Genomic DNA, 20,472 nt, shown 5'->3' on the forward strand with positions numbered 1-20,472 from the left:
CGCCCCACTTCTTCTCCAGCACGACGTTGCGGCCCTTGGGGCCGAGAGTCACCTTCACGGCGTCAGCGAGCTGGTTCATACCGCGCTCGAGACCGCGCCGGGCGTCCTCGTCAAACGCGATCATTTTGGCTGCCATAAGGCTAGACCTCCCAGTTGCAGGGTGGCTTGCGAGGACCGAGCCGACGCCCGCGACGGCATCGGGCCCGCTTTCCCTTCGCAGACCCCATCGCCTCGATCCCGGTGTTTCTGTCACTCTCGACATCAGAGTGCCAACGAACTGTTTAGCACTCTACCCATGTGAGTGCAAGCTGCAACGGGTCTGAGCTGGCAGCATCGCTTTTTCGCACGTCGCGCATCATGGATCTACCCCGCCTGTACGGATGGTCCCACCACATAGGACCGCCAGGCCGTGGTACGGCGACCGCGAGGGCCGACCCCAGGATCACACGGGGGTTCGAAGGTCGCGCACAGGACGCGCTGGCCGGGGAACGCGAAGGCCCGGCTCGCCCCACGCGAACCGGGCCCCACGCCGGTGCTCCGCCGAAGCACCACCAGATGCCGCCTCGGATCAAAGGACGGTGCGCACGCCCTCGGCCTGCGGACCCTTCTGACCCTGCGTGATGTCGAACTCCACCCGTTGCCCCTGCTCAAGGGCCTTGTACCCGTCCATCATGATTGCCGAGTAATGGACGAACACGTCCTTACCACCGTCTACCGCGATGAAGCCATAGCCCTTGTCCGCGTTGAACCACTTGACGGTGCCCTGCGCCACTTTCCGACTCCTCTTGCTGGGCTGGAGATCACGCCCATTCCCGCGCGATCCATAACACCTGATCTCAATGAAGACACTGAGACCAGTGCTGACCGCCTTCACCGAAGAGGCCCCCGGTTACGTCGATCGTCCTCGACCATACCCGTGTCAAGCCGTAGGGCAACAGAGTCAATCCCCAAACTCGTTCTTGGCGTTCGCCCAAAGCGGGATCAGGACAATATTCGGTTAACCATTGGTTAGTTGAGAATTGCACTAATCGTCATGAGCCTCCGCATTAAGCACCATTAGCCAGAACCGCACGTCAACATGCAAACACCCACGTACCGAGCGTGGCACGTGGGTGTCGCGAGGGCGCGGGCGGTCAGCCGCCGGCGACCGCGGGGATGACCGAGATCTGGATGCCCTCGGGGGTCGCAGTGTCCAGCCCCTCGGCGAAACGGACGTCCTCTTCGCCGACATATACGTTGACAAAACGCCGGATCTTGCCCGCTTCATCGAGGATGCGGGCGCCGATGCCGGGATAGTCGGCGTCGAGCTTCTGCAGCACCTCGCGAAGGGTTCCGCCTTCGCCGGACACCTCCGCGGCTCCGCCCGTGTACGTGCGAAGAATCGTCGGAATCCGCACAGATACGCTCATTTTTCGCTCACTTTCGTTGCTTCGTCGGTAAAACGCGGTCAGTTGGCGAAAGCCGTACGGAATGCCGCGAGGGAGGGGCGGATGACCGCGGCGGGCCGAGCCTCGGCCGCGACGGCGTCGAGCGTCTTCAGCCCGTCGCCGGTGTTGAGCACGACGGTCTCGGCCTCGGGGTCGAGCAGGCCGTTCTCGGCGAGCTTGCGCAGCACGCCGACGGTCACGCCGCCGGCGGTCTCGGCGAAGATGCCCTCGGTGCGGGCCAGCAGCCGGATCGCCTCGACCACCTGGCCGTCGGTCACGTCCTCGACCGCGCCGCCTGTGCGCCGCGCGATGTCCAGCACGTACGGCCCGTCGGCCGGGTTGCCGATCGCCAGCGACTTGGCGATGGTGTCCGGCTTGACCGGCTGGACCACGTCGTGTCCGGCCTTGTACGCGCCGGAGACCGGCGAGCAGCCCTCGGCCTGGGCGCCGAAGACGCGGTAGGGCTTGTCCTCGACCAGCCCCAGCTTGATCAGCTCACGGAAGCCCTTGTCGATCTTGGTGAGCTGGGAGCCGGAGGCCACCGGGATCACGATCTGGTCGGGGATCCGCCAGCCGAGCTGCTCGGCGATCTCGTACGCCAGCGTCTTGGACCCCTCGGCGTAGTACGGCCGGAGGTTGACGTTGACGAAGCCCCACTTCTCACCGAGCTCGTCGCCGATCAGCTCCGAGCAGAACCGGTTGACCTCGTCGTAGGTGCCGTCGATGGCGACCAGGCGGCCGCCGTACACGGAGGCCATGGTGATCTTGGCCGCTTCGAGGTCGGAGGGGATGAACACGCACGAGTCGAGCCCGGCGCGGGCCGCCGCGGCGCCGACCGCTCCGGCGAGGTTGCCGGTGGAGGAGCAGGAGAGAGTGTGGAAGCCGAAGTTGCGTGCGGCCTCCAGGGCGATCGCCACCACCCGGTCCTTGAAGGAGTGGGTGGGGTTGCCCGAGTCGTCCTTGACGTACAGCGAGCGGAGGCCCAGCTCGGCGGCGAGGGTGTCGGCCTTGACCAGCTTGGTCCAGCCCGGCTGGAGGTTGGGCCGGGTCTCGACGTTCGCGGGGACGGGGAGGAGCTTGCGGTATCGCCAGATGTTGGTCGGGCCGGCGGCGATCTCCTCGCGGGTCACCGGGCCGAAGTCGTAGGCCACCTCAAGCGGGCCGAAACACTCGATACAGGCGAAGATCGGGCCGAGGTCGTAGCGGGTGCCGCACTCACGACAGGAAAGAGCGGAGGCGGGACCGAAGTCGAGAGTGGTGTCTGCAGTGCTTGCGAGCGCCATGAAGCGAGGCCTTTCCCTCATCTTCGCTCGTGGCCACCCTGGTCACGAGCCGGAATTGGCACCTGTCCCGGCCGGCCTCGTGGTCACGAGTACGGGCACCGGGAGGGTTGCCGGGGCTTCGCAGGGCCGGTCCCTCCACCCCTCTGGATGAGCAATATTCAGTTGTCGCCCGACGGGGATCCGCGGGTCGCGTCCCACTAGATCATCCGGGGACGCTTCCTAGCACTGTACCTTGCCGTCCCCGGAGTCCGATCCGGCGTCTCACCATCTGAGACGAAATCGTACTGGCAGGTAAGACGATCAGCCGTATGCCTCGCCCAGGGCCGTCTGCACGTACTTGCGCGCCTGGTGGATGCGGGACTTCGCGGTGCCGAGCGGGATGCGGAGCTGCTCGGCCACCTCGGCGTAGTCGAGCTGGCAGATGTCGCGCAGGACCAGCGCCTGGGCGAGGTCGGGCTTCTCCGCCTCCAGCGCCTCCATCGCGTCCAGCAGGTCGAGCCGCGAGCCCGCGATCACGCTGACCCGGCGCGGGTCGGGACGCTGCTCCGGCAGCTCCTCCGCCTGCTCCGACGACCGCCGCTTCAGCGAGCGGTAGGTGGTGCGGGCGCAGTTGGCGGTCACGATGTGCAGCCAGGTGCTGAACTTCGCCCGGCCCTCGAACCTGCCGATGTTGCGCGCCACCGCGAGCAGGGTGTCCTGCGCGGCCTCCTCCGCGTCCTGCCGGTACGGCAGGAGCCGTTCGCAGTGCCGCAGCACGTCCGGCTCGATCCGGCGCAGTAGCTCGCCGAGAGCCCGGTGATCACCCTGGGCGGCCGATCGGGCCAGGTCCTCGGTCGTCTCGTCCAGTGCCATCTCTGTTCTCATCCCGCCTCGCGGGGAAGCCCGCGGTTCCTTGACATCCTATTGGCGACGATCAGGATTTTCGCCGGTCCAGCCCGGTAGGGTCGTGTGTAATGAGCAGCAACGTGCTGATCGCCTCCAATCGGGGGCCCGTCTCGTTCACTCTGTCGGACGACGGCGCGCTGACCATGCGCCGCGGCGGCGGCGGCCTCGTGTCCGGCCTGTCCGAGGCGTTCAAGGACTCGGACATGCTCTGGGTCTGCGCCGCGCTCTCCGACGGCGACCGCAGCGCCGTACGGCTCGTGCCGGGCGGGCGGCTCGACCGGGCGGGGTACGACGCCGGGCGGCTGCGGATGCTCGACATCCCCCCGGCGACCTTCCAGCGCGCCTACAACGCGATCGCGAACTCGACCCTGTGGTTCGTCAACCACCTGCTCTACAACACCCCGAACAGCCCGATCTTCGACCGGCGCTTCCGCCGGGAGTGGGCCTCCTACCAGGAGTACAACGGGGCGTTCGCCCTCGCCCTGGCCGAGGAGGCCGCGCACGGCGCCAAGGTGATGATCCAGGACTACCACCTCACCCTGGCTCCGGCCATGCTCCGGGTCGAGCGGCCGGACCTGCGCATCTCCCACTTCTCGCACACGCCCTGGGCCCCGCCCGAGTACTTCTCGCTGCTGCCCGACGACGTCGCCGCCGAGGTGCTGTGCGGCATCCTCGGGGCCGACCACGCCGGGTTCCTCACCGCGCGCTGGGCGGACGCGTTCATGGACTGCTGCGCCGCCATCCTGGAAGCGCGAGTGGACCGGGCCGCGCGTACGGTCACGCACGAGGGCCGGACGACGCGCATCGGGGTGCACGGCCTCGGCGTGGACGGCGCGGCACTGCGGGCCAGGGCGGCCGAGCCGGACGTGGAGGCGCGCCTGACCGCGCTCAGGGAGCAGGTGGGCGACCGGCGGCTCATCGTCCGCATCGACCGCACCGAGCTGTCCAAGAACATCGTCCGCGGCCTGATGGCCTACAGCGAGTTCCTGGCGGAGCACCCCGAGTGGCACGGCAAGGTGGTCCACCTCGCCTTCGCCTACCCCTCACGTCACGACCTGCCGGAATACCGCGAGTACACGGCGGCCGTGCAGCGGTGCGCCAAGGAGATCGAGGACGCCTACGCCACCGACGACTGGGATCCGCTCATCCTCAACGTGAACGACGACTACCCCCGGTCGCTCGCCGCGTACCGGCTGGCCGACGTGCTGCTGGTCAACCCGATCCGCGACGGCATGAACCTGGTCGCCAAGGAGGGCCCGATCCTGTCGCCGCGCTGCGCGCTGGTGCTCTCCCGGGAGGCGGGGGCCGCCGCCGAACTCGGCGCCGACGCGCTGCTGGTCAACCCCTTCGACATCTCGGGCACCGCGGCCGCGCTGCACGAGGCGCTGATCATGCCCGACGCCGAGCGCGGGGAGCGGTGCGCCCGGCTCCGCGCGGCGGCCACCGCGCTCCCGCCCCGGCTGTGGCTGGAGGAGCAACTCGGCGCTTTGTCGTGACTGTCGGCCGCTGATCACAGGTGATACGGTCTGCCTCGTTTCGCACGAAAGCGGGGATCAGGGCGTGACGACCGTCGCGGCAGCCAGGCTCGCCAGGGATCGGCCCACCTGGCTGATCTACCTCCAGCTCGCCACCTTCGCCACGTACCTCTACGGACTCTCGGCCGCGCTTCCCATGATCAGGGCGGAGCTCGGCGTCTCCCAGGCCGCCGCCGGGCTGCACGGCACCGCCATGGCCGTCGGCGGGATCGCCGCCGGGCTGGCCCTGCCCGCGCTGACGTCGCGGTTCGGACGACGGGCCGCCACGTGGGCGGGTCTCGCGGGCATGAACATCGGCATGGTCACCGTGGCGCTCGGCCACGCCCTGCCCGTGACGGTGCTGGGCTACCTGTTGGCCGGCGGATCGGCCTCGGTGTCGCTCTACGCCGCGATGGCGGTCCTCAGCGACCACCACGGCGCCGCCGGGCCCGCCGCCATCAGCGAGGCCAACGCCGTCGGGGTCACCTCCGGCATCGCCGTCTCGTACGTGTTCAGCCTGGCGGCCGACTCCGCGCTGGGGTGGCGCTCGGCGCTCTACATCCCGGTCGTCGCGACCACGGTCCTCGCGCTGGCCATGGGCCGGGTCTGGGTTCCCGCCCCCGCCCCCTCGCCCGCGCCGGCGCCGGTCCCGTCCGCCGGGGCGGAGCGCAGGCCGTACGGCTGGCGCTTCCACACGGCCGGCGCGGTCCTGTTGTGCTGCGTGGCCCTGGAGTTCACGTTCAACCTGTGGGCCGCCGAGCTCCTCGCCCAGCGGACCGGCCTCACGGTGGCCCAGGCGACCACGGGGCTGTCCGCGATGCTCGCCGGTGTCGCCGCCGGGCGGTTCGGCGGCGCCCGGCTCGCGCTGCGCCACCCGGCTTCGGCGGTGCTGCTCGGCGCGCTCGCGGTGACCCTGGCCGGGTGGACGATCTTCTGGACGGCCACGGCGGTCCCGGTCGCCTACGCCGGGCTGGCGCTCAGCGGTCTCGGCATCTCGGTGCACTTCCCGCTGGCCCTGTCGCGGGTCATCGCCGCGTCGGGGGGCCGCCCCGACGCGGCGTCCGGGGCCGCGTCGATCTGGGGAAGCCTGGGCTCCGGAGGCGGGCCGTTCGTCCTCGGCGCCCTGGGCGACGGGTTCGGCACGCACACGGCGTTCCTGCTCGTCCCCGCGCTGATCCTGCTGGCCTGCGGCGGGATCCTCAGCTCCAGGTCGCCTGCTTGAGGATCGCGGACAGGCCCGGCGTGTTCCACTGGTCGACGAACAGGATCTTCGACGTGGGCAGGAACCACTCGCGCTGCGTGAAGCGCGCCTTGTTCTTGTACGTCTTCGGAGACACGCACCTGGCCGACCAGGCGCGATAGTACGCCTTGTGGCCGCGGCCGACCTGGGCCAGCCCCTTGTCCGCGAGGGTCATCGGGCCGAGCCACAACTTCTTGTCGTACGGGCAGGGGCCGACGTCGTTGGCCGGATAGAAGGGCTCGTCCGGCGTGTACGCGTCGAAGTGCTCGTGCCCGACCTTGATCGCCTCGGGGCCCATGACCCAGAAGCTGCGGCATCCCGAGTCGCGGAAGCCGAACCGGGAGGTGCCCGCCGTCGGGCACGCGCCGGTCACGACCCGGGTCCAGTCCTTGTCGACCGTGTACACCTTCCAGGTCGTGGGGATCCGCAACGTCAAGCCCGCGCGCACACGCAGTTCCTTGGTGCCCTGCGCGGAGGCGGACGCGGCCGAGGGGAGGGACAGTGCGGCGACTCCGGCGAGCCCGGCCGCGACCATCGCGATCGCTCTTTTATCCATGACCGGAAAGCGTAGGTGTGAGCACTTGCAGTTCGATTTGAGGCGGTTCGCCGGGCCGTCCAGCGGGTGCGCGCGGTACGTCAGCCGATCCGGGACGCGAGCGCGCCGAGGAACCGTACGACGCCATCGGGGCCGTCCACGACGGCGTCGGCGTGCTCGACCAGCCGGGTGACCTCGGCCGAGCCGCTGCACACCCGAACCCCCGGCAGGCCGCAGGTCGCCACCGCGTCGAACGCCGCGATGTCGCCGAGGTCGTCCCCGAAGAACATGACGGAGCGCGCCGCGCGCTCGGCGAGGAACCCGCGCAGGGCCCGCCCCTTGTCCATGCCGGGCGGCCGCAGCTCCAGGACCAGCCGTCCCGGCTCGACGATCAACCCGGAGGCCGCGGCCAGCTTCGCCACCGGCTCGCTGAGCGCCAGCAGCGCCCCCTCGGGGTCGGCCGCCGTCCGGGTGTGCACGGCCACCGCCCGGCCCTTGTCCTCGATCAGGACGCCGTCGAGACCCCGTGTGACCGCGGGCAGCTCGGCGCGTACGCGGTCGAGGCCGGGCGGCGGGGGCGGGGCGGTGACCTCACCGCGCTCCCATCGCTCCATGCCGTAGTGGCCGAGGACGACCAGCCCGGGCACGTCGGCGAGGGACGGGCCGTCGGACGCCTCGCCGAGAGCGAGCGCCTGGAGGGGCGGGCGGCCGGTCACGATGACGACCGAGCGCACCAGCCCGCCGAGCCGTACGAGCACGGCGGGGGCGTCGGGGTGGATCCGGGCGGACGCGGGGTCGGGCACGATGGGCGACAGCGTGCCGTCGAAGTCGAGGCCGATCACCACCCCGGACGGGTCCTCCAGCACGGCGGCCAGCCCGGCGCGCCCGGTCTCGGTCCTGATCAGCGCCTCGACGGGCGTCGTCTCATCTGACATGACGGGCTACATACCCCCAAAACGGTCAAGGGCCCAGGCGGCGGGCGGCGCGATCGCGCCGGCGCGCGGCCCGCATCCGCCGTAGGCGCTTGACCAGCATCGGGTCGTGCTCCATCGCCTCGACCCGGTCGATCAGCTCGCCCAGGATCTGGTAGTAACGGGTCGCGGAAATGTCGAAGGTCTCCCGGATGGCCTGTTCCTTGGCTCCCGCGTAGCGCCACCACTGGCGCTCGAACGCGAGCACCTGACGATCGCGATCCGAGAGTGCCTGAGGTCGGGGGGCGTTCTCGGGAGCGGGACCTTCGCCGCCTACCGGCGCAGTATCCATGCTCTCCTCCTCAGCGGGCTTGTGGCCCGCCCTCATGGTAGTCGCGGTAGGGCGGGGTGTTCAGAGCCGAGAGCCGGACGTAATGTCACCTGGTGTGACCTCAGTTATCACGCTCCTCACCGACTACGGGCTGGAAGACGGTTTCGTCGCCGCGTGCCACGGAGTGATCATCGGTATAGCCCCGCAGGCCCGGATCATCGACGTCGCGCACCTCGTGCCCGAGGGCGACGTGCGGCGCGGCGCGGCGATCCTGGCGCAGACCCTGCCCTATCTGCCCGCGGGCGTCCACGTCGCGGTCGTCGATCCCGCCATGGGCGGGAACCGCCGGCTGGTCGCGATCGAGGCGGGCGGGCGGGTGTTCCTCGCCCCCGACAACGGCGTGCTGTCCTGGGCGGTCCACGCGGCGGGCGGCGCTGAGGCGGCCTACGAGATCGCCAACGAGGAACTGTTCCTCACGCCGGTCTCGCCGACCTTCCCGGGGAGGGACGTCTTCGCGCCCGTGGCGGCGCATCTGTGCGCCGGGCGCCGGCCGTCCGACGTCGGCCCGCGGATCGACGTCCTCGGACTGGTCTCGCTGCCCGCGCCCACCTCCCGCGTGCGGGACGGCGTGGTCGAGGGCGAGGTGCTGTCGGTGGACCGCCACGGCAACGTGCAGCTCTCCATCACCGGGGCGGACCTCGCCGCCCTGAACGTGCGCCCGGGCGACACGCTGGGCGTCGGGCTGGGCAGGCGCCAGCTCGTCGTGCCGTACCGCGAGACGTTCGCGACGGTCCCGCCGGGTGACCTGGTCGCGTTCACCGACTCGGCGGGGCTCGTCGCGCTCGCCGTCAACTCCGGGGACGCCTCCGAGCGGCTCGGCCTGCCACCGGGCGCGCACGTACGGCTGTCGCCGCAGCCGCACAAGGCACACTCCTGACATAACCGAAAGCGACCGCTCGTTCACGGAAATCATCGCTCCGGCGGGCGGATCATGCGAGAATCGGCCTCCCTGACCCGCCGTCCCGGGGAGGAGGACCGTCACGGCCATGAGGTCGGCGCTGCTCCTCTGCATCGTGCCGATCCTGCTGGCCGCCTTCCTGCTCACCGGCGCGGCCGGTCCCTCCGAGGACGTCGGCGCGACGATCCGGGCCCGCCAGTGGCCGCTCCAGGCGATGGAGGTCCGTACGGCGTGGCGGACCACGCGCGGCGCCGGAGTCACGGTCGCCGTGCTCGACACCGGCGTCGACGACCGGCACCCCGATCTCTCCGGAGCGGTCGTCCAGGGCCCCGACTTCACCGGTGCGGCGTCCGCGCCGGGGGCCCCGCCGTCCTGCGGCCGCGGAACCGGTGGCGGAACCGGCGCCGAGCCGGACCCCGGACCGAGCACCAAGGCGAGCGGCGGCGCGCCACCGGCCACGCCCGGCAAGCACGGCACCGCGATGGCCGCCCTGATCGCCGGACGCGGGCACGGTCCGAGCCGCTCCTACGGCGTCCTCGGCGTCGCCCCCGAGGCGCGCATCCTCTCCATCAAGGTCACCCTGGACGGCGACGACCCGCGGTGGACCGGCGCGGCGCACACGGCCTGCCGCGACGCCGTCGCCCGGGGCATCCGGTACGCCGTGGACCACGGCGCGCAGGTGATCAGCATGTCGCTCGGCGGCGGCAGCGGCGCCTACCGCGGGTCACCGGCCGAGGAGCGCGCCGTGCGGTACGCGCTGTCCCGCCAGGTCGTGCTGATCGCGTCCTCCGGCAACGACGGCGCGGGGGCCAACCGCAGGAACTTCCCCGCCGCCTATCCCGGCGTCATCGCGGTCGGCGCGGTGGACCGGGCGCTGCGTCCCGCGCCCTTCTCCAACCGGCAGCGCTACCTCTCCCTGGTCGCGCCGGGCACGGAGATCGTCAGCGCCCGCGGAGGGCACTCCTACGTGACGGCGGACGGGACCAGCCCCGCCGCGGCCCTCGTCTCCGGCGTCGCCGCGCTGGTCCGCTCCCGCTACCCCGACCTGCCCGCCCGCGATGTGCGCCGGGCGCTCCAGCGGGGCGCCTCCCCCCAGCCGCCCGGCGGCCACGACGACGCGTACGGGGCGGGAATGGCGAACGCCCGGCGCGCCATCGAGGCGGCCGGGCGTCTGTGACCCGTGGAGCGGCGGCGTCAGCTCACGTGGACGACGTCCGACGCCTCGGCGAAGTGGCAGGCGCTCGGGTGGTCGCCCGACTTCGCGCGGATCTCCAGCAACGGCTCCTGCTCGGCGCAGATGTCCTGCGCCTTCCAGCAGCGCGTACGGAACCGGCAGCCCGACGGCGGGTTGGCCGGCGAGGGCGGGTCACCCTGCAGGATGATCCGCTCCCGCTGCTCGCGTCCCTCCGGATCGGGCACGGGCACGGCCGACAGCAGCGCCTGCGTGTACGGGTGGCTCGGCCGGTCGTAGATCTGGTTGTCCGTGCCGATCTCGACCATCTTGCCGAGGTACATCACCCCGACGCGGTCGGAGATGTGGCGCACCACCGACAGGTCGTGGGCGATGAAGATGTACGCGAGGTTGAACTCCTTCTGGAGCCCGTCCAGCAGGTTCATCACCTGGGCCTGGATCGACACGTCGAGCGCGGAGACCGGCTCGTCACAGATGATGATCTCCGGCTGGAGCGCGAGCCCCCGGGCGATGCCGATGCGCTGGCGCTGGCCGCCGGAGAACTGGTGCGGGTAGCGGTTGATGTGGTCGGGGTTGAGACCCACGACCTCCAGCAGCTCCTGCACCCGCTTGCGCCGGCCGTCCTTCGGCACGACCCCTGAGTGGATCTCGAACGGCTCACCGACGATGTCGCCGACCGTCATCCGCGGGTTCAGCGAGGTGTACGGGTCCTGCATCACCATCTGGATGTTGCGCCGCATGTGCTTGAGCTCGGAGCCCTTGGCCGTGGTGATGTCCTTGCCGTTCACCACGACCTTGCCCGAGGTGGGCCGTTCGAGCGCCATCAGGAGCTTGGCCAGGGTGGACTTGCCACACCCCGACTCACCCACGATGCCGAGCGTCTCACCGCGGTGCAGGTCGAAGGAGATGCCGTCGACCGCCTTGATCGCGCCGACCTGCCGCTTGTAGAGGATGCCCTGGGTCAGCGGGAAGTGCTTGACCAGGTCGCGGACTTCGAGCACGACCTCACTGGGCGTCGCCATCGAGGACCTCCCTCCAGAAGTGGCAGGCGCTGCCGCGCGTGCCGCTGATCGTGTGCAGCGGGGGAACGTCGGTCACGCACTTCTCCTGCCGGTACGGGCAGCGGGGGTGGAACGCGCAGCCCGTCGGCATGTCGAGCAGGTTGGGCGGCATCCCCTTGATCGCGTACAGCTCCTGGCCCTTGAGGTCGACCCGGGGGATCGACTCCAGCAGGCCCTTCGCGTACGGGTGCGCCGGGCTGCGGTACAGATCGTGGACCGAGGCGTTCTCCACGATCCGCCCGCCGTACATGACGGCGATCTTGTCCGCGACGTCGGCGACGACGCCGAGGTCGTGGGTGATCAGGATCAGCCCCATGTTGCTCTCGCGCTGGAGCTCGGCGAGCAGCTCCATGATCTGCGCCTGCACCGTCACGTCCAGGGCGGTGGTCGGCTCGTCCGCGATCAGCACCTCGGGGTCGAGCGCGATCGCCATCGCGATCATGATGCGCTGGCGCATACCGCCGGAGAACTGGTGCGGATAGTCGCTCACCCGCTCCTTGGCGGCCGGGATGCGGACCCGGTCCATGAGCTCGATCGCCTTCTTCTTGGCGTCGGCCCGGGACATGCCGCGGTGCATGCGGAACATCTCGGCGATCTGCCAGCCGACCGGGAAAACCGGGTTGAGCGCGGACAGGGCGTCCTGGAAAATCATGGCGATGCCCTCGCCCCTGACCTTCCGCCGCTCCTCCTCGGGGAGCTTCAGCAGGTCCGTCCCGCGGAAACGGATCTCCCCACTGGCGATCTTGCCGGGCGGCATGTCCAGGATGCCCATGATGGTCTGGGCGGTGACGCTCTTGCCGGAGCCGGACTCGCCCAGGACGGCCAGCGTCTCCCCCGCGTTCACGCTGTAGGTGACGCCATTCACCGCCTTGGCCACGCCGGCCCGGGTGTGGAACTCGACGTGGAGGTTGTCCACCTCAAGCAGCGCGCCACCGTAGGTGCCGTCGCTCTTGCTCTCGGGAAGCACTTCGGTCACGGTACGTGCCTCCTAGCGAAGCTTGGGGTCGAGTGCGTCGCGCACGGCTTCGCCCAGCATGACGAACGTGAGCACGCAGAGGGACAGGAACGCGGCCGGGAAGAGCATCGCGTGCGCGCCGGTCCGGATGTACCGGGTGTGGTCGGCGATCGCGATGCCCCAGGAGATGACCGGCGTGCGCAGACCGATGCCCAGCAGCGACAGCGTCGCCTCGGCGCCGATGTAGCTGCCGATCGTGATCGTGGCGTACACCAGGATCGGGGCCAGCGAGTTGGGCAGCAGGTGCTTGAAGATGATCCGGAACGGCCCGGCGCCCAGAGCCCGCGCGGCCTGCACGTAGTCCTGGTGTTTCGCCTGGATGACCGCGGATCGCGCGATGCGGGCCAGCACCGGCCAGCCGAGCACCGCCAGCACGATGATGACGACGGTCATGATCAAGGTCTTGCCCGGGTTGGCCTGCACCGGCGCGACCGAGCCGAGGATGATGATCGCCCCCAGCACGTACGGCACACCGAGGAAGATCTCACCGATGCGGGACAGCAGCGAGTCGAGCCACCGGCCCCGGTACGCCGCGACCACGCCGACCACGCCGCCGAGGAGGACGGTGCCCACAGTGGCGAGCACGCCCACGATGATCGACGTGCGGGCGCCGTAGATGGTGCGCGCGAACACGTCCCGGCCCTGGAGGTCGAACCCGAACCAGGCGTCGGAGCTCGGCGGCTCCATGCTCCTGGCCAGCGTGGCGTACTCGGGGTTCTTGCTCGTGAACAGTGACGGGAAGGCGGCCATCACCAGGAACACGATGAGCAGCACGAAGGAGATCCAGAAGATCTTCCGGTGCTTCAGGATGTCCCAGGTGTCGTGCCAGAGGCTGCGCGGCTTTCCGGACGAGGCCGGCGCGGCGGCCGAGGGCTCCGGTACGCCCTGAACCAGGTCTTGCGTGGCGGTCGGTTCACTCATAACGGATCCTCGGGTCGAGCACGCCGTAGAGGAGGTCGACGAGCAGGTTGGCGAGCAGGTAGACCAGCACCAGCAGGGACGCGATCGGCACCACGATGGTGAAGTCGTGGTCGTTGACCGCGCGCCACAGCAGGCCGCCGATGCCGTTGATGTTGTAGATGCCCTCGGTGATGATCGCTCCGGACATCAGTGAGCCGACCTCGGTGCCGATGAAGGTCAGCGCCGGGATCAGCGAGTTGCGTAGGAGGTGCACCCCCACGACCCGGCGGTTGGTCATGCCCTTGGCGATCGCGGTCCGCACGTAGTCGGACCTGCGGTTCTCGATGATGCTCGTCCTGGTCAGTCGGGCGGTGAAGGCCAGGTTGAGGCTGGCCAGCACGAACGCCGGCACGATCAGTTCGCCGAACGGCGCCTCCGGGCTGACCGTCGGCTTGATCAGGTCGAGCTGCACGCCGAACAGCCACTGCAGGAGGAAGCCGGTGACGAAGACCGGCAGCGACAGCAGGATCAGCGTCGAGATCGTGATCACGTTGTCGAGGAAGCCGCCGCGCTTGAGGCCGGAGAGCACGCCGGCCGTGATGCCGATGACGGCCTCGATCACGACGGCCATCAGGCCGAGCCGGACCGTGATCGGCCACGACTCTCCGAGCTGCGAGGCGACGGAGACGTTGTTGAAGTTGACGCCCAGGTCGCCGGTCAGCAGGTTCTTCAGGAAGTGCCAGTACTGCACGAGGATCGGCTGGTCGAGGCCGAACTCCGCACGCATGGCGTTGATGTAGGCGTCCGGGCAGGGACGCTGGCCGCAGCGCGCGGCGAACGGGTCGCCGGGAAGCTGCCAAACCATGTAATTGATGAGAAAGGTCGTGCCAAGGAGCACGGGTATGAGTTGCAGCAGGCGCCGGATCGCATATCGGCCCATGCGCACCTCCACTCTGACGCTAAAGGTCGTGCACGCAATCCCCTACCGGTCCACAATGCCGCAGGTAGATGAGTGCGGGTGACCGAAGGAAGGCTGGACGGTGATGATCACGTGACGTTGCGTGATCATTACAAACAGCCAGCGAGGCCGGCCCCGGTCAGGAACCGGCCTCGTGGCGCATGCGAGGCGAGCCTACGCTTCCTTGATCGCGATAGAGAGGGGGTCGAGGACGCCGAACGGCGTGACCTTCACCCCGGTCACCCACTTGGAGGTGCCGGCCTGCAGACCGAAGGACCACAGCGGGATGGCGTTCATCTCCTTGGTCAGCATGGCCTCGGCTTCCTGGTACTTGGCGATGGAGTCGGCCGGGTCGGTCGCGGTGTCGGCCTCACGCAGCTTGGCGTCGAGCTCCTTGTCGCTGAACAGCCCGTCGTTCGAGCCCGCGCCCGTCTTGAACAGCGGGTTCAGGAAGTTCTCGATGTGCGGGTAGTCCATCTGCCAGCCGGTGCGGAACAGGCCCTTCATCTTGTGCGACGTGATGATGTCGCGGAACTCGGCGAAGGTCGGGACCGCCTTGCCGACGAAGGTCACGCCGGCGTCCGGGCCGAAGGCCTGGTTGATGCTGTTGGCCGTGGCGTCCACCCACTCCTTGTGGGCGGCGTCGCCGTTGTACCAGATCGGGAACTCCTTGGGCGGGGTGTAGCCCGCGGCCTTGGCCTTGGCGAGGTACTCCTTGGCCTTGGCCGGGTCGTAGGCGCAGAGCTCGCCGCACGCGCCCGGGGTCTTGTAGCCGTCGACCAGCGGGGAGATCCAGCCGTCCAGCGGGACGCGACCCTTGTTGAAGATCTTGTCGGTGATCGTCTTCCGGTCGATCGCCATGGAGACGGCCTTGCGGAAGTCAGCGTTGCCGCCGAACTCCTTGTCGTACAGCGGGAAGGTGACCGTCTGGATGACGCCCTGCTGGCCCTCGATGGCGCGGTCGCCGAGGTCGCTCTTCCACTTGTCGCCGGCCAGAGCGGACGGCGGGATGAGCTCGGTGAAGTCGAGGTTGTTGGAGACCAGGTCCGCGTAGGCCGCGTCGTCGTCCTTGTACATCTTGTAGACGATCTTCTTGACCTTGGGCTTCTCGGTGCCCGCGTAGTCCGGGTTGGCGTCAACCACGATCTGCGAGTTGTGGTCCCACTTCACGAACTTGAAGGCGCCGTTCGTGACCGGGTTCTGGGCGAAGCTCTTCGGGTCCTTGAAGAACGCCTCGGGGAGCGCGGAGAAGGTGGTGTAGCCCAGCTTGGTGCGGAACACCGCCTCGGGAGCGGTCAGCGTCACCTTGAAGGTCAGGTCGTCGATGACCTCAAGCCCGGACATCTTGTCGGTCTTGGGCTTCGGGGCCTCCTTCGGCCCGTCCGGGCCGTCCGGGTCCTCGGTCGCCACGTCCGAGTAGCCCTCGACGCCACCGAACCACCAGCCGCCGTTCTGCGCGTTCGGGCTGTACGCCGTGTAGTTCCACGCGTCCACGTAGTTCTTGGCGGTGACCGGCGAGCCGTCGCTCCACTTCAGGCCCGGCTTGAGCTTGATCGTCCAGACCTTGTTGTCCGGGCTCTCGATCGACTCGGCCTGGCTCAGCTCAGGGGCGGCGGTGTCGCTGTTGTACTTGATCAACTGGTCGAAGACGAACTGGTTGATCGTGCCGCCGCAGACCTCGTTGATGTTGCCCGGGACGAAGCCGGTCTGGGGCTCACACCCGCGGATGTAGACGGTGCCGTCAGCCGCGCGCGGGTTGGTGCCGCCGCTGCCGCCGGAGCTGCTGCCGCCACCGCCGCACGCGGCGACACCCAGCGCAAGCAGCGCGGTGCCGGCGGCGATCTGTGCGCCCTTAGCTACGCGCATAGTGGATTGATCCTCCCTCTAAGGATGGGCGTTGGCGGGCCTGCCCCGTCACTTCGCGAGGTCCCTCTGATGGTGGTGAGGTTCCCTCGTTTGTACGCATGGCCAAGCCTGCTGACGCCCTGCCAGTCGTCGCGAGCATCCCTCACTCCGCACACCAGACGAGTCTCTGGCGCATTGCAGTTCGGTCACACGTGCGTCGGCGGGGCGTCATACGCATACCAACAAGGCCGGGCTAAATGCCACTGTTAAGCCTAAACCACCAAATAAGGTACACATAGGATGGGATTGGTGGGGCATCGGTCGCCTCATGACATCAGACCTCGTGCCTTGTCCCCATACCACGACCCGCTGGGCTACCTTTGACCAAGCCGCGGCCCCGCACCCCGCGACGGTCGTGGCCGACATCCATGAGAGGCCAACGGATGACCATCACCGGTCTCTTACTCATCACCATCCAATAGAGTCCATCCCATGAGCCAGCCGGATTCCGCGGTCGCGGACGCCCAGGCGGGCGGCGGGGCGCCGGAGTCGATGGCCGCGCTCGCCGCGCGACACGGGTTGCGACGCGCCATCGCGCGCCCCACCCTGCCCGCGTACCTGCGCCAATTGTGGACGCGACGGCACTTCATCCTGACGTATGCCACGTCCAGGAACGTGTCGAAGTACTCCGAATCGGCACTCGGCCAGCTCTGGCAGGTGCTCACACCGTTGCTCAACGCCGCCGTCTACTGGCTGATGTTCGGCGTCATCCTCGGGCAGAGCAAGCACATCGACAACTACCCCGCGTTCCTCATCACCGGGGTCATGGTCTTCACCTTCACGCAGCGGACGGTCATCAGCGGCGCCAAGTCCGTCTCGTCGAACCTCTCGCTGATCAGGGCGCTGCACTTCCCGCGCGCCTCGCTGCCCCTGGCGTACGCGGTGCAGGAGCTGCAGCAGCTCGCCTGGTCCATGGGCGTGCTCGTCGCGCTCATCCTGGTGACCAGGGAGCCGATCACCTGGCTCTGGCTGCTGATCCCCGTGTCGCTGGCCCTGCAGATGATCTTCAACATCGGCGCCAGCCTCTTCATGGCCCGCGTCGGCGCGTTCGTCCGCGACACCAACCAGCTGTTGCCGTTCATCACCCGCACCTGGCTGTACGCCTCCGGCGTCTTCTACAGCATCACGGAGCGCACCGCGAACCTGCCGCAGGTGCTCCGCTGGGCCCTGGAGTTCAACCCGGCCGCGGCCTACATCGAATTCATGCGCGATCTACTGATCTACCAGAGGTTCCCCGAGCGCTGGGCCTGGATAACGTGCGTATTCTGGGCAGTGTTCGCACTGATCGTCGGCTTCTGGTACTTCTGGCGGGCCGAGGAGAGGTACGGACGTGGCTGAGCTGACCAAGGAGTCGTCCCACGTGGCCCAGGAAGAATCCCCGGCGCCCAAGCCCCCGAAAACGCCCAAGCCCTCGGAGACGCCGGCGCCGCCCGCTCAGGAGCTCGGGACGCCCACGGTGATCGTGGACAACCTCCACATCGTCTACAAGGTCTACGGCGCCGCCACCGACGCGCAGAAGGGCAACGCCGCCAACGCGCTCATGCGCGTCCTCCGGCGCCAGGGCCGTCCCCAGATGAAGGAGGTCCACGCCGTCAAGGGCGTCTCCTTCGTGGCCCGGCACGGCGAGGCGATCGGCATCGTCGGCCGCAACGGCTCCGGCAAGTCGACCCTGCTGCGGGCGATCGCCGGCCTCCTCCCGCCGCACAAGGGCGCGGTCTACACCGACGGCCAGCCGTCCCTGCTGGGCGTCAACGCGGCCCTGATGAAGGAGCTCACCGGCGAGCGCAACATCGTCCTCGGCTGCTACGCCATGGGCATGTCGCCGAACGAGCTGCGCGAGAAGTACGACGAGATCGTCGACTTCTCGGGCATCGGCGAGTTCGTGCAGTTCCCGATGTCCACCTACTCCTCGGGCATGGGCGCGCGGCTCCGCTTCGCCATCTCCTCGGCCAAGACCCACGACGTGCTCCTCATCGACGAGGCCCTGGCCACCGGCGACCGCGAGTTCAAGAAGCGCAGCCAGAAGCGCATCAAGCAGATGCGCGAGTCCGCTGGCACGGTCTTCCTCGTGGCCCACAACCTCGACGTCATCGAGGAGACCTGCAGCCGCGTGATCTGGCTGCACAAGGGCAAGATCAAGATGGACGGCGACCCGACCGAGGTCCTCGCCGCGTACAACAAGGCATGATCGGCCGCTGAGCGCGGTCAGTGGCGACCGGGGCGGCGGCCGTACCAGGATGGGAGACGACCATGACGTCTCATCATCGGAGGACGGATCGTGCCGACGCAGCCGCCGATTCCCTATGATCACCTTCCGCAGGTGCCCAGCCTGACCGTCGAGAGTGGCGACGTGCAGGACGGCGAGCGCCTGTCCGACGCCCACGCGTTCAACGACTGGGGCATGAGCGGGCAGAACCTGTCGCCGCACCTGCGCTGGTCGGGGGCGCCCGAGGGCACGAAGAGCTACGCGGTGACCTGCTTCGACCCGGACGCGCCCACCGGCAGCGGATTCTGGCACTGGCTGGTCTACGACATCCCGGCGAACGTGACCGAGTTGCCGACCGGCGCGGGGACGGCCCCCGCCTTCGCCGGCCTTCCCGAGGGCGCCGTGCAGGGGCGCAACGACTTCAGCCAGCAGGCGTACGGCGGCGCCGCCCCGCCGCCCGGATGGCCGCACCGCTACGTCTTCGCCGTACACGCGCTGAAGGTCGAGAAGCTCGGGGTGGGCGAGGACGCGCCGCCCGCGGTGGTGGGCTTCAACATCACGGCGAACACGCTCGCTCGCGGCTACATCGCGCCGACGTACGAAACCTGATGCGGCCGGCCCGGCGTTCCATTATGATTCGAACGTAGATTCGACCTGGACACCGGAGGGCGGGATGGGTGACCTCGCGACGGCGATCGACCACTTGGCCGCCGAAGATCCCTCGGAGCTTCCGTTCAATCTGATCGCCGAGCAGCTCATCGACCTGCACTGGCAGATGGCCCGGCTGCAGGCGGAGATCGGGCGACGCACCTGCCTGCGCGGCTCGTACAACTGATCTGATCCCGCGCCGGTCGTCGCGGCAGCCGTTCCTGCTCTTCCATCAGGGCCGGGACGGCGCCGCCGAGGCGGGCGGCAAAGAGAGAGCCGGTCGGCGCCTGGATGGCGCCGACCGGCTCTCTCGTGCTCTCAGTGCCTCGTCAGCACTCGATCAAACTCAGCTGCCGGACGGGGCGTAGGAGCCCGGGGTGCTGGTGGTCGTGGTGGTGGTGGTCGAGGTCGGGGTGCTGCTGGTGGTGGTGCCGTTGGTGCTGGTGCTGCTGGTAGTGGTCTCGGTGTTCTTGACCACGGTCACCGTGTTCCACGGCACGATCGTCGTGGTGACCGTCTTGGTCCAGCCGTTGGCCCGGGTGATGGCGGTCGACGAGGTCGACTTCACGGTGTTGACGGTGGTGGTGGCCGTACCGGGGATCAGCACCCTGATCCCGGCAAGGGCGTTGACCGCGACGTTGGTGTTGAGGAGGGCGCTGAGGTTCGCCACGAGGCCGACGTTGATGGCGGCGTTCACGTTGGCCGAGAGCGCGGCCTGGGCGGCGACCAGGGCCCGGGCGTCGCCCACGAGGACGACGACGGGGATCCTGACGCCCGCGAGCACGGCCACACCGGCGCAGAGGGGCGCGGTCGTGACGACGGAGACGGTGGCGGCCGCGTTGGCGGCGGCGCTGGCGGCGACGGCGAGCTGGGCCGCGACGAGGGCGTTCGCGTTCACCGCGGCCGCCGCGGCGGCGTTGACGTTCGCGGTGACGGCGGCGGCGACGCCGGCGGTGAGGTTCGCGGCGGCGGTGAGCTGGGCCTGCACGTTCGCGTTCACGTTGGCGGCGAGCGCGGCGGTGACACCCGCCGTCAGGTTGGCCGCGGCGTTGAGCTGGGCCTGCACGTTCGCGTTCACGTTGGCGACCGCGCCGAGCGCCACGTTGGCCGTCGCGGCGAGCTGGGCCGCCACCGTCGCGTTGACGGTCGCGTCCGCGTGGGCCGCGATGTTCGCCACGGTGGCGAGCTGGCCCTGGAGGGAGCCGGTCGCGCCGGCGACCACGTCGGCGCGGACGTCGGCGAGCACCCTCGTGACGGCCGCGAGCTGTGCGTCGGCGCCGGTGTCAGCGGCCGAGGCCTGGGCCGGCAGGGCGGACATGCCCGCGATACCGACGGTGACGAGGACCGCGGCAGCCTTAATGATTCGATTCATAATTCCCCCGGTTCATATCCCATTTCACGAGAGCGGGAATTTACCCCTCGTGCGCCGGCGTACGTCGCCGGTCAGGACTCAGCTACGGACGGCATTTCTATCACCCTTCTCGGTGATCGACCCGCCGAGCA

The 20,472-nt window shown here is 69.2% G+C and carries 21 protein-coding genes and 1 riboswitch; of the genes, 8 read left to right on the plus strand and 13 right to left on the minus strand.

Annotated elements, in window-relative coordinates; all coding sequences use genetic code 11:
- Window positions 1–568: 568 nt before the first annotated feature.
- The 4 genes from AWQ68_RS38545 to AWQ68_RS38560 all read right to left on the minus strand — a co-directional run bounded on the left by AWQ68_RS38545 (window position 569) and on the right by AWQ68_RS38560 (window position 3,562).
- Window positions 569–772, minus strand: a complete 204-nt coding sequence (locus tag AWQ68_RS38545; RefSeq protein ID WP_066951159.1) for a cold-shock protein — start codon at window positions 770–772, stop codon at window positions 569–571.
- A gap of 361 nt (window positions 773–1,133) precedes the next feature.
- Window positions 1,134–1,409 carry a MoaD/ThiS family protein gene (locus AWQ68_RS38550; protein WP_066951162.1) on the minus strand — a complete coding sequence of 92 codons (276 nt, stop codon included), beginning with the start codon at window positions 1,407–1,409 and terminating at the stop codon, window positions 1,134–1,136.
- Window positions 1,410–1,447: 38 nt separating this feature from the next.
- Entirely contained in the window at window positions 1,448–2,710 is a 1,263-nt protein-coding gene (gene thrC, locus AWQ68_RS38555; RefSeq protein WP_066951164.1) for a threonine synthase, read from the minus strand.
- A gap of 14 nt (window positions 2,711–2,724) precedes the next feature.
- Window positions 2,725–2,864: riboswitch (SAM riboswitch) on the minus strand.
- 146 nt (window positions 2,865–3,010) lie between these two features.
- Complete coding sequence (locus AWQ68_RS38560) at window positions 3,011–3,562, minus strand: RNA polymerase sigma factor (RefSeq protein ID WP_066951166.1); 552 nt, start codon at window positions 3,560–3,562, stop codon at window positions 3,011–3,013.
- A gap of 101 nt (window positions 3,563–3,663) precedes the next feature.
- Between AWQ68_RS38560 and AWQ68_RS38565 the strand changes: the two genes are divergently transcribed.
- Window positions 3,664–5,091: an alpha,alpha-trehalose-phosphate synthase (UDP-forming) gene (locus AWQ68_RS38565; RefSeq protein WP_066951168.1), complete on the plus strand. Its 1,428-nt coding sequence runs from the start codon at window positions 3,664–3,666 to the stop codon at window positions 5,089–5,091.
- Window positions 5,092–5,155: 64 nt separating this feature from the next.
- On the plus strand, window positions 5,156–6,331 hold the full coding sequence (locus AWQ68_RS38570; RefSeq protein ID WP_066951171.1) for an MFS transporter: 1,176 nt from the start codon (window positions 5,156–5,158) through the stop codon (window positions 6,329–6,331).
- Here AWQ68_RS38570 and AWQ68_RS38575 read toward each other — a convergent pair.
- The 3 genes from AWQ68_RS38575 to AWQ68_RS38585 form a co-directional block, all read right to left on the minus strand.
- A complete protein-coding gene (locus AWQ68_RS38575) occupies window positions 6,309–6,905 on the minus strand; it encodes a hypothetical protein (RefSeq protein WP_157546436.1) in 597 nt (198 codons plus the stop codon). The two genes, AWQ68_RS38570 and AWQ68_RS38575, sit on opposite strands and share 23 nt — an antisense overlap.
- 80 nt (window positions 6,906–6,985) lie before the next feature.
- Window positions 6,986–7,819, minus strand: a complete 834-nt coding sequence (gene otsB, locus AWQ68_RS38580; protein ID WP_066951177.1) for a trehalose-phosphatase — start codon at window positions 7,817–7,819, stop codon at window positions 6,986–6,988.
- A 25-nt stretch (window positions 7,820–7,844) separates the two neighbouring features.
- A complete protein-coding gene (locus AWQ68_RS38585) occupies window positions 7,845–8,147 on the minus strand; it encodes a DUF3263 domain-containing protein (protein ID WP_066951230.1) in 303 nt (100 codons plus the stop codon).
- Window positions 8,148–8,241: 94 nt separating this feature from the next.
- Between AWQ68_RS38585 and AWQ68_RS38590 the strand changes: the two genes are divergently transcribed.
- Window positions 8,242–9,063 (plus strand): SAM hydrolase/SAM-dependent halogenase family protein, encoded by an 822-nt coding sequence (locus AWQ68_RS38590; RefSeq protein WP_245656539.1) that lies wholly within the window; start codon window positions 8,242–8,244, stop codon window positions 9,061–9,063.
- 109 nt (window positions 9,064–9,172) lie between these two features.
- Window positions 9,173–10,261, plus strand: coding sequence for a S8 family peptidase (locus AWQ68_RS38595; protein WP_066951182.1), 1,089 nt, complete (start codon window positions 9,173–9,175; stop codon window positions 10,259–10,261).
- Between the two features lie 17 nt (window positions 10,262–10,278).
- On the opposite strand, the gene AWQ68_RS38600 is transcribed toward AWQ68_RS38595, so the two are convergent.
- From AWQ68_RS38600 to AWQ68_RS38620, 5 genes are all read right to left on the minus strand, one after another.
- Entirely contained in the window at window positions 10,279–11,298 is a 1,020-nt protein-coding gene (locus AWQ68_RS38600; RefSeq protein ID WP_066951185.1) for an ABC transporter ATP-binding protein, read from the minus strand.
- Window positions 11,282–12,313: an ABC transporter ATP-binding protein gene (locus tag AWQ68_RS38605; protein WP_174554189.1), complete on the minus strand. Its 1,032-nt coding sequence runs from the start codon at window positions 12,311–12,313 to the stop codon at window positions 11,282–11,284. The genes AWQ68_RS38600 and AWQ68_RS38605 overlap by 17 nt, the downstream gene beginning before the upstream one ends.
- Before the next feature lie 12 nt (window positions 12,314–12,325).
- On the minus strand, window positions 12,326–13,273 hold the full coding sequence (locus AWQ68_RS38610) for an ABC transporter permease (RefSeq protein ID WP_066951187.1): 948 nt from the start codon (window positions 13,271–13,273) through the stop codon (window positions 12,326–12,328).
- A complete protein-coding gene (locus tag AWQ68_RS38615) occupies window positions 13,266–14,192 on the minus strand; it encodes an ABC transporter permease (protein WP_066951189.1) in 927 nt (308 codons plus the stop codon). Before AWQ68_RS38615 ends, AWQ68_RS38610 begins: the two co-directional genes overlap by 8 nt.
- 192 nt (window positions 14,193–14,384) lie before the next feature.
- Window positions 14,385–16,076 (minus strand): peptide ABC transporter substrate-binding protein, encoded by a 1,692-nt coding sequence (locus AWQ68_RS38620; protein WP_066951192.1) that lies wholly within the window; start codon window positions 16,074–16,076, stop codon window positions 14,385–14,387.
- Window positions 16,077–16,547: 471 nt separating this feature from the next.
- Here AWQ68_RS38620 and AWQ68_RS38625 point away from each other — a divergent pair, with 471 nt between their 5' ends.
- The 4 genes from AWQ68_RS38625 (at window position 16,548) to AWQ68_RS43865 (ending at window position 19,156) form a co-directional block, all read left to right on the plus strand.
- Window positions 16,548–17,453, plus strand: coding sequence for an ABC transporter permease (locus tag AWQ68_RS38625; RefSeq protein ID WP_066951195.1), 906 nt, complete (start codon window positions 16,548–16,550; stop codon window positions 17,451–17,453).
- 22 nt (window positions 17,454–17,475) lie between these two features.
- The gene (locus AWQ68_RS38630; protein ID WP_157546439.1) at window positions 17,476–18,303 is read left to right on the plus strand and encodes an ABC transporter ATP-binding protein; all 828 of its coding nucleotides are present in this window, start codon (window positions 17,476–17,478) and stop codon (window positions 18,301–18,303) included.
- Between the two features lie 90 nt (window positions 18,304–18,393).
- Window positions 18,394–18,930, plus strand: a complete 537-nt coding sequence (locus tag AWQ68_RS38635; protein WP_084464885.1) for a YbhB/YbcL family Raf kinase inhibitor-like protein — start codon at window positions 18,394–18,396, stop codon at window positions 18,928–18,930.
- Window positions 18,931–18,994: 64 nt separating this feature from the next.
- Window positions 18,995–19,156 carry a hypothetical protein gene (locus AWQ68_RS43865; RefSeq protein ID WP_169809071.1) on the plus strand — a complete coding sequence of 54 codons (162 nt, stop codon included), beginning with the start codon at window positions 18,995–18,997 and terminating at the stop codon, window positions 19,154–19,156.
- A gap of 159 nt (window positions 19,157–19,315) precedes the next feature.
- Here AWQ68_RS43865 and AWQ68_RS38640 read toward each other — a convergent pair whose 3' ends face one another.
- Window positions 19,316–20,341 (minus strand): hypothetical protein, encoded by a 1,026-nt coding sequence (locus tag AWQ68_RS38640; RefSeq protein WP_066951201.1) that lies wholly within the window; start codon window positions 20,339–20,341, stop codon window positions 19,316–19,318.
- Between the last annotated feature and the right edge of the window lie 131 nt (window positions 20,342–20,472).

Origin of the sequence: Microtetraspora fusca, assembly GCF_001570365.1 — a bacterium.
GTDB classification, from domain to species: Bacteria; Actinomycetota; Actinomycetes; order Streptosporangiales; family Streptosporangiaceae; genus Microtetraspora; species Microtetraspora fusca.

Excerpts from the sequence above, each read along its gene's own strand:
- AWQ68_RS43865 (WP_169809071.1), top strand. The coding sequence starts at position 18,995 with ATGGGTGACCTCGCGACGGCGATCGACCACTTGGCCGCCGAAGATCCC.
- AWQ68_RS38585 (WP_066951230.1), bottom strand. The coding sequence starts at position 8,147 with ATGGATACTGCGCCGGTAGGCGGCGAAGGTCCCGCTCCCGAGAACGCC.
- AWQ68_RS38550 (WP_066951162.1), bottom strand. The coding sequence starts at position 1,409 with ATGAGCGTATCTGTGCGGATTCCGACGATTCTTCGCACGTACACGGGC.
- AWQ68_RS38560 (WP_066951166.1), bottom strand. The coding sequence starts at position 3,562 with ATGGCACTGGACGAGACGACCGAGGACCTGGCCCGATCGGCCGCCCAG.
- AWQ68_RS38565 (WP_066951168.1), top strand. The coding sequence starts at position 3,664 with ATGAGCAGCAACGTGCTGATCGCCTCCAATCGGGGGCCCGTCTCGTTC.
- AWQ68_RS38620 (WP_066951192.1), bottom strand. The coding sequence starts at position 16,076 with ATGCGCGTAGCTAAGGGCGCACAGATCGCCGCCGGCACCGCGCTGCTT.
- AWQ68_RS38600 (WP_066951185.1), bottom strand. The coding sequence starts at position 11,298 with ATGGCGACGCCCAGTGAGGTCGTGCTCGAAGTCCGCGACCTGGTCAAG.
- AWQ68_RS38575 (WP_157546436.1), bottom strand. The coding sequence starts at position 6,905 with ATGGATAAAAGAGCGATCGCGATGGTCGCGGCCGGGCTCGCCGGAGTC.
- AWQ68_RS38595 (WP_066951182.1), top strand. The coding sequence starts at position 9,173 with ATGAGGTCGGCGCTGCTCCTCTGCATCGTGCCGATCCTGCTGGCCGCC.
- AWQ68_RS38640 (WP_066951201.1), bottom strand. The coding sequence starts at position 20,341 with ATGAATCGAATCATTAAGGCTGCCGCGGTCCTCGTCACCGTCGGTATC.
- thrC (WP_066951164.1), bottom strand. The coding sequence starts at position 2,710 with ATGGCGCTCGCAAGCACTGCAGACACCACTCTCGACTTCGGTCCCGCC.
- AWQ68_RS38615 (WP_066951189.1), bottom strand. The coding sequence starts at position 14,192 with ATGGGCCGATATGCGATCCGGCGCCTGCTGCAACTCATACCCGTGCTC.
- AWQ68_RS38625 (WP_066951195.1), top strand. The coding sequence starts at position 16,548 with ATGAGCCAGCCGGATTCCGCGGTCGCGGACGCCCAGGCGGGCGGCGGG.
- otsB (WP_066951177.1), bottom strand. The coding sequence starts at position 7,819 with ATGTCAGATGAGACGACGCCCGTCGAGGCGCTGATCAGGACCGAGACC.
- AWQ68_RS38610 (WP_066951187.1), bottom strand. The coding sequence starts at position 13,273 with ATGAGTGAACCGACCGCCACGCAAGACCTGGTTCAGGGCGTACCGGAG.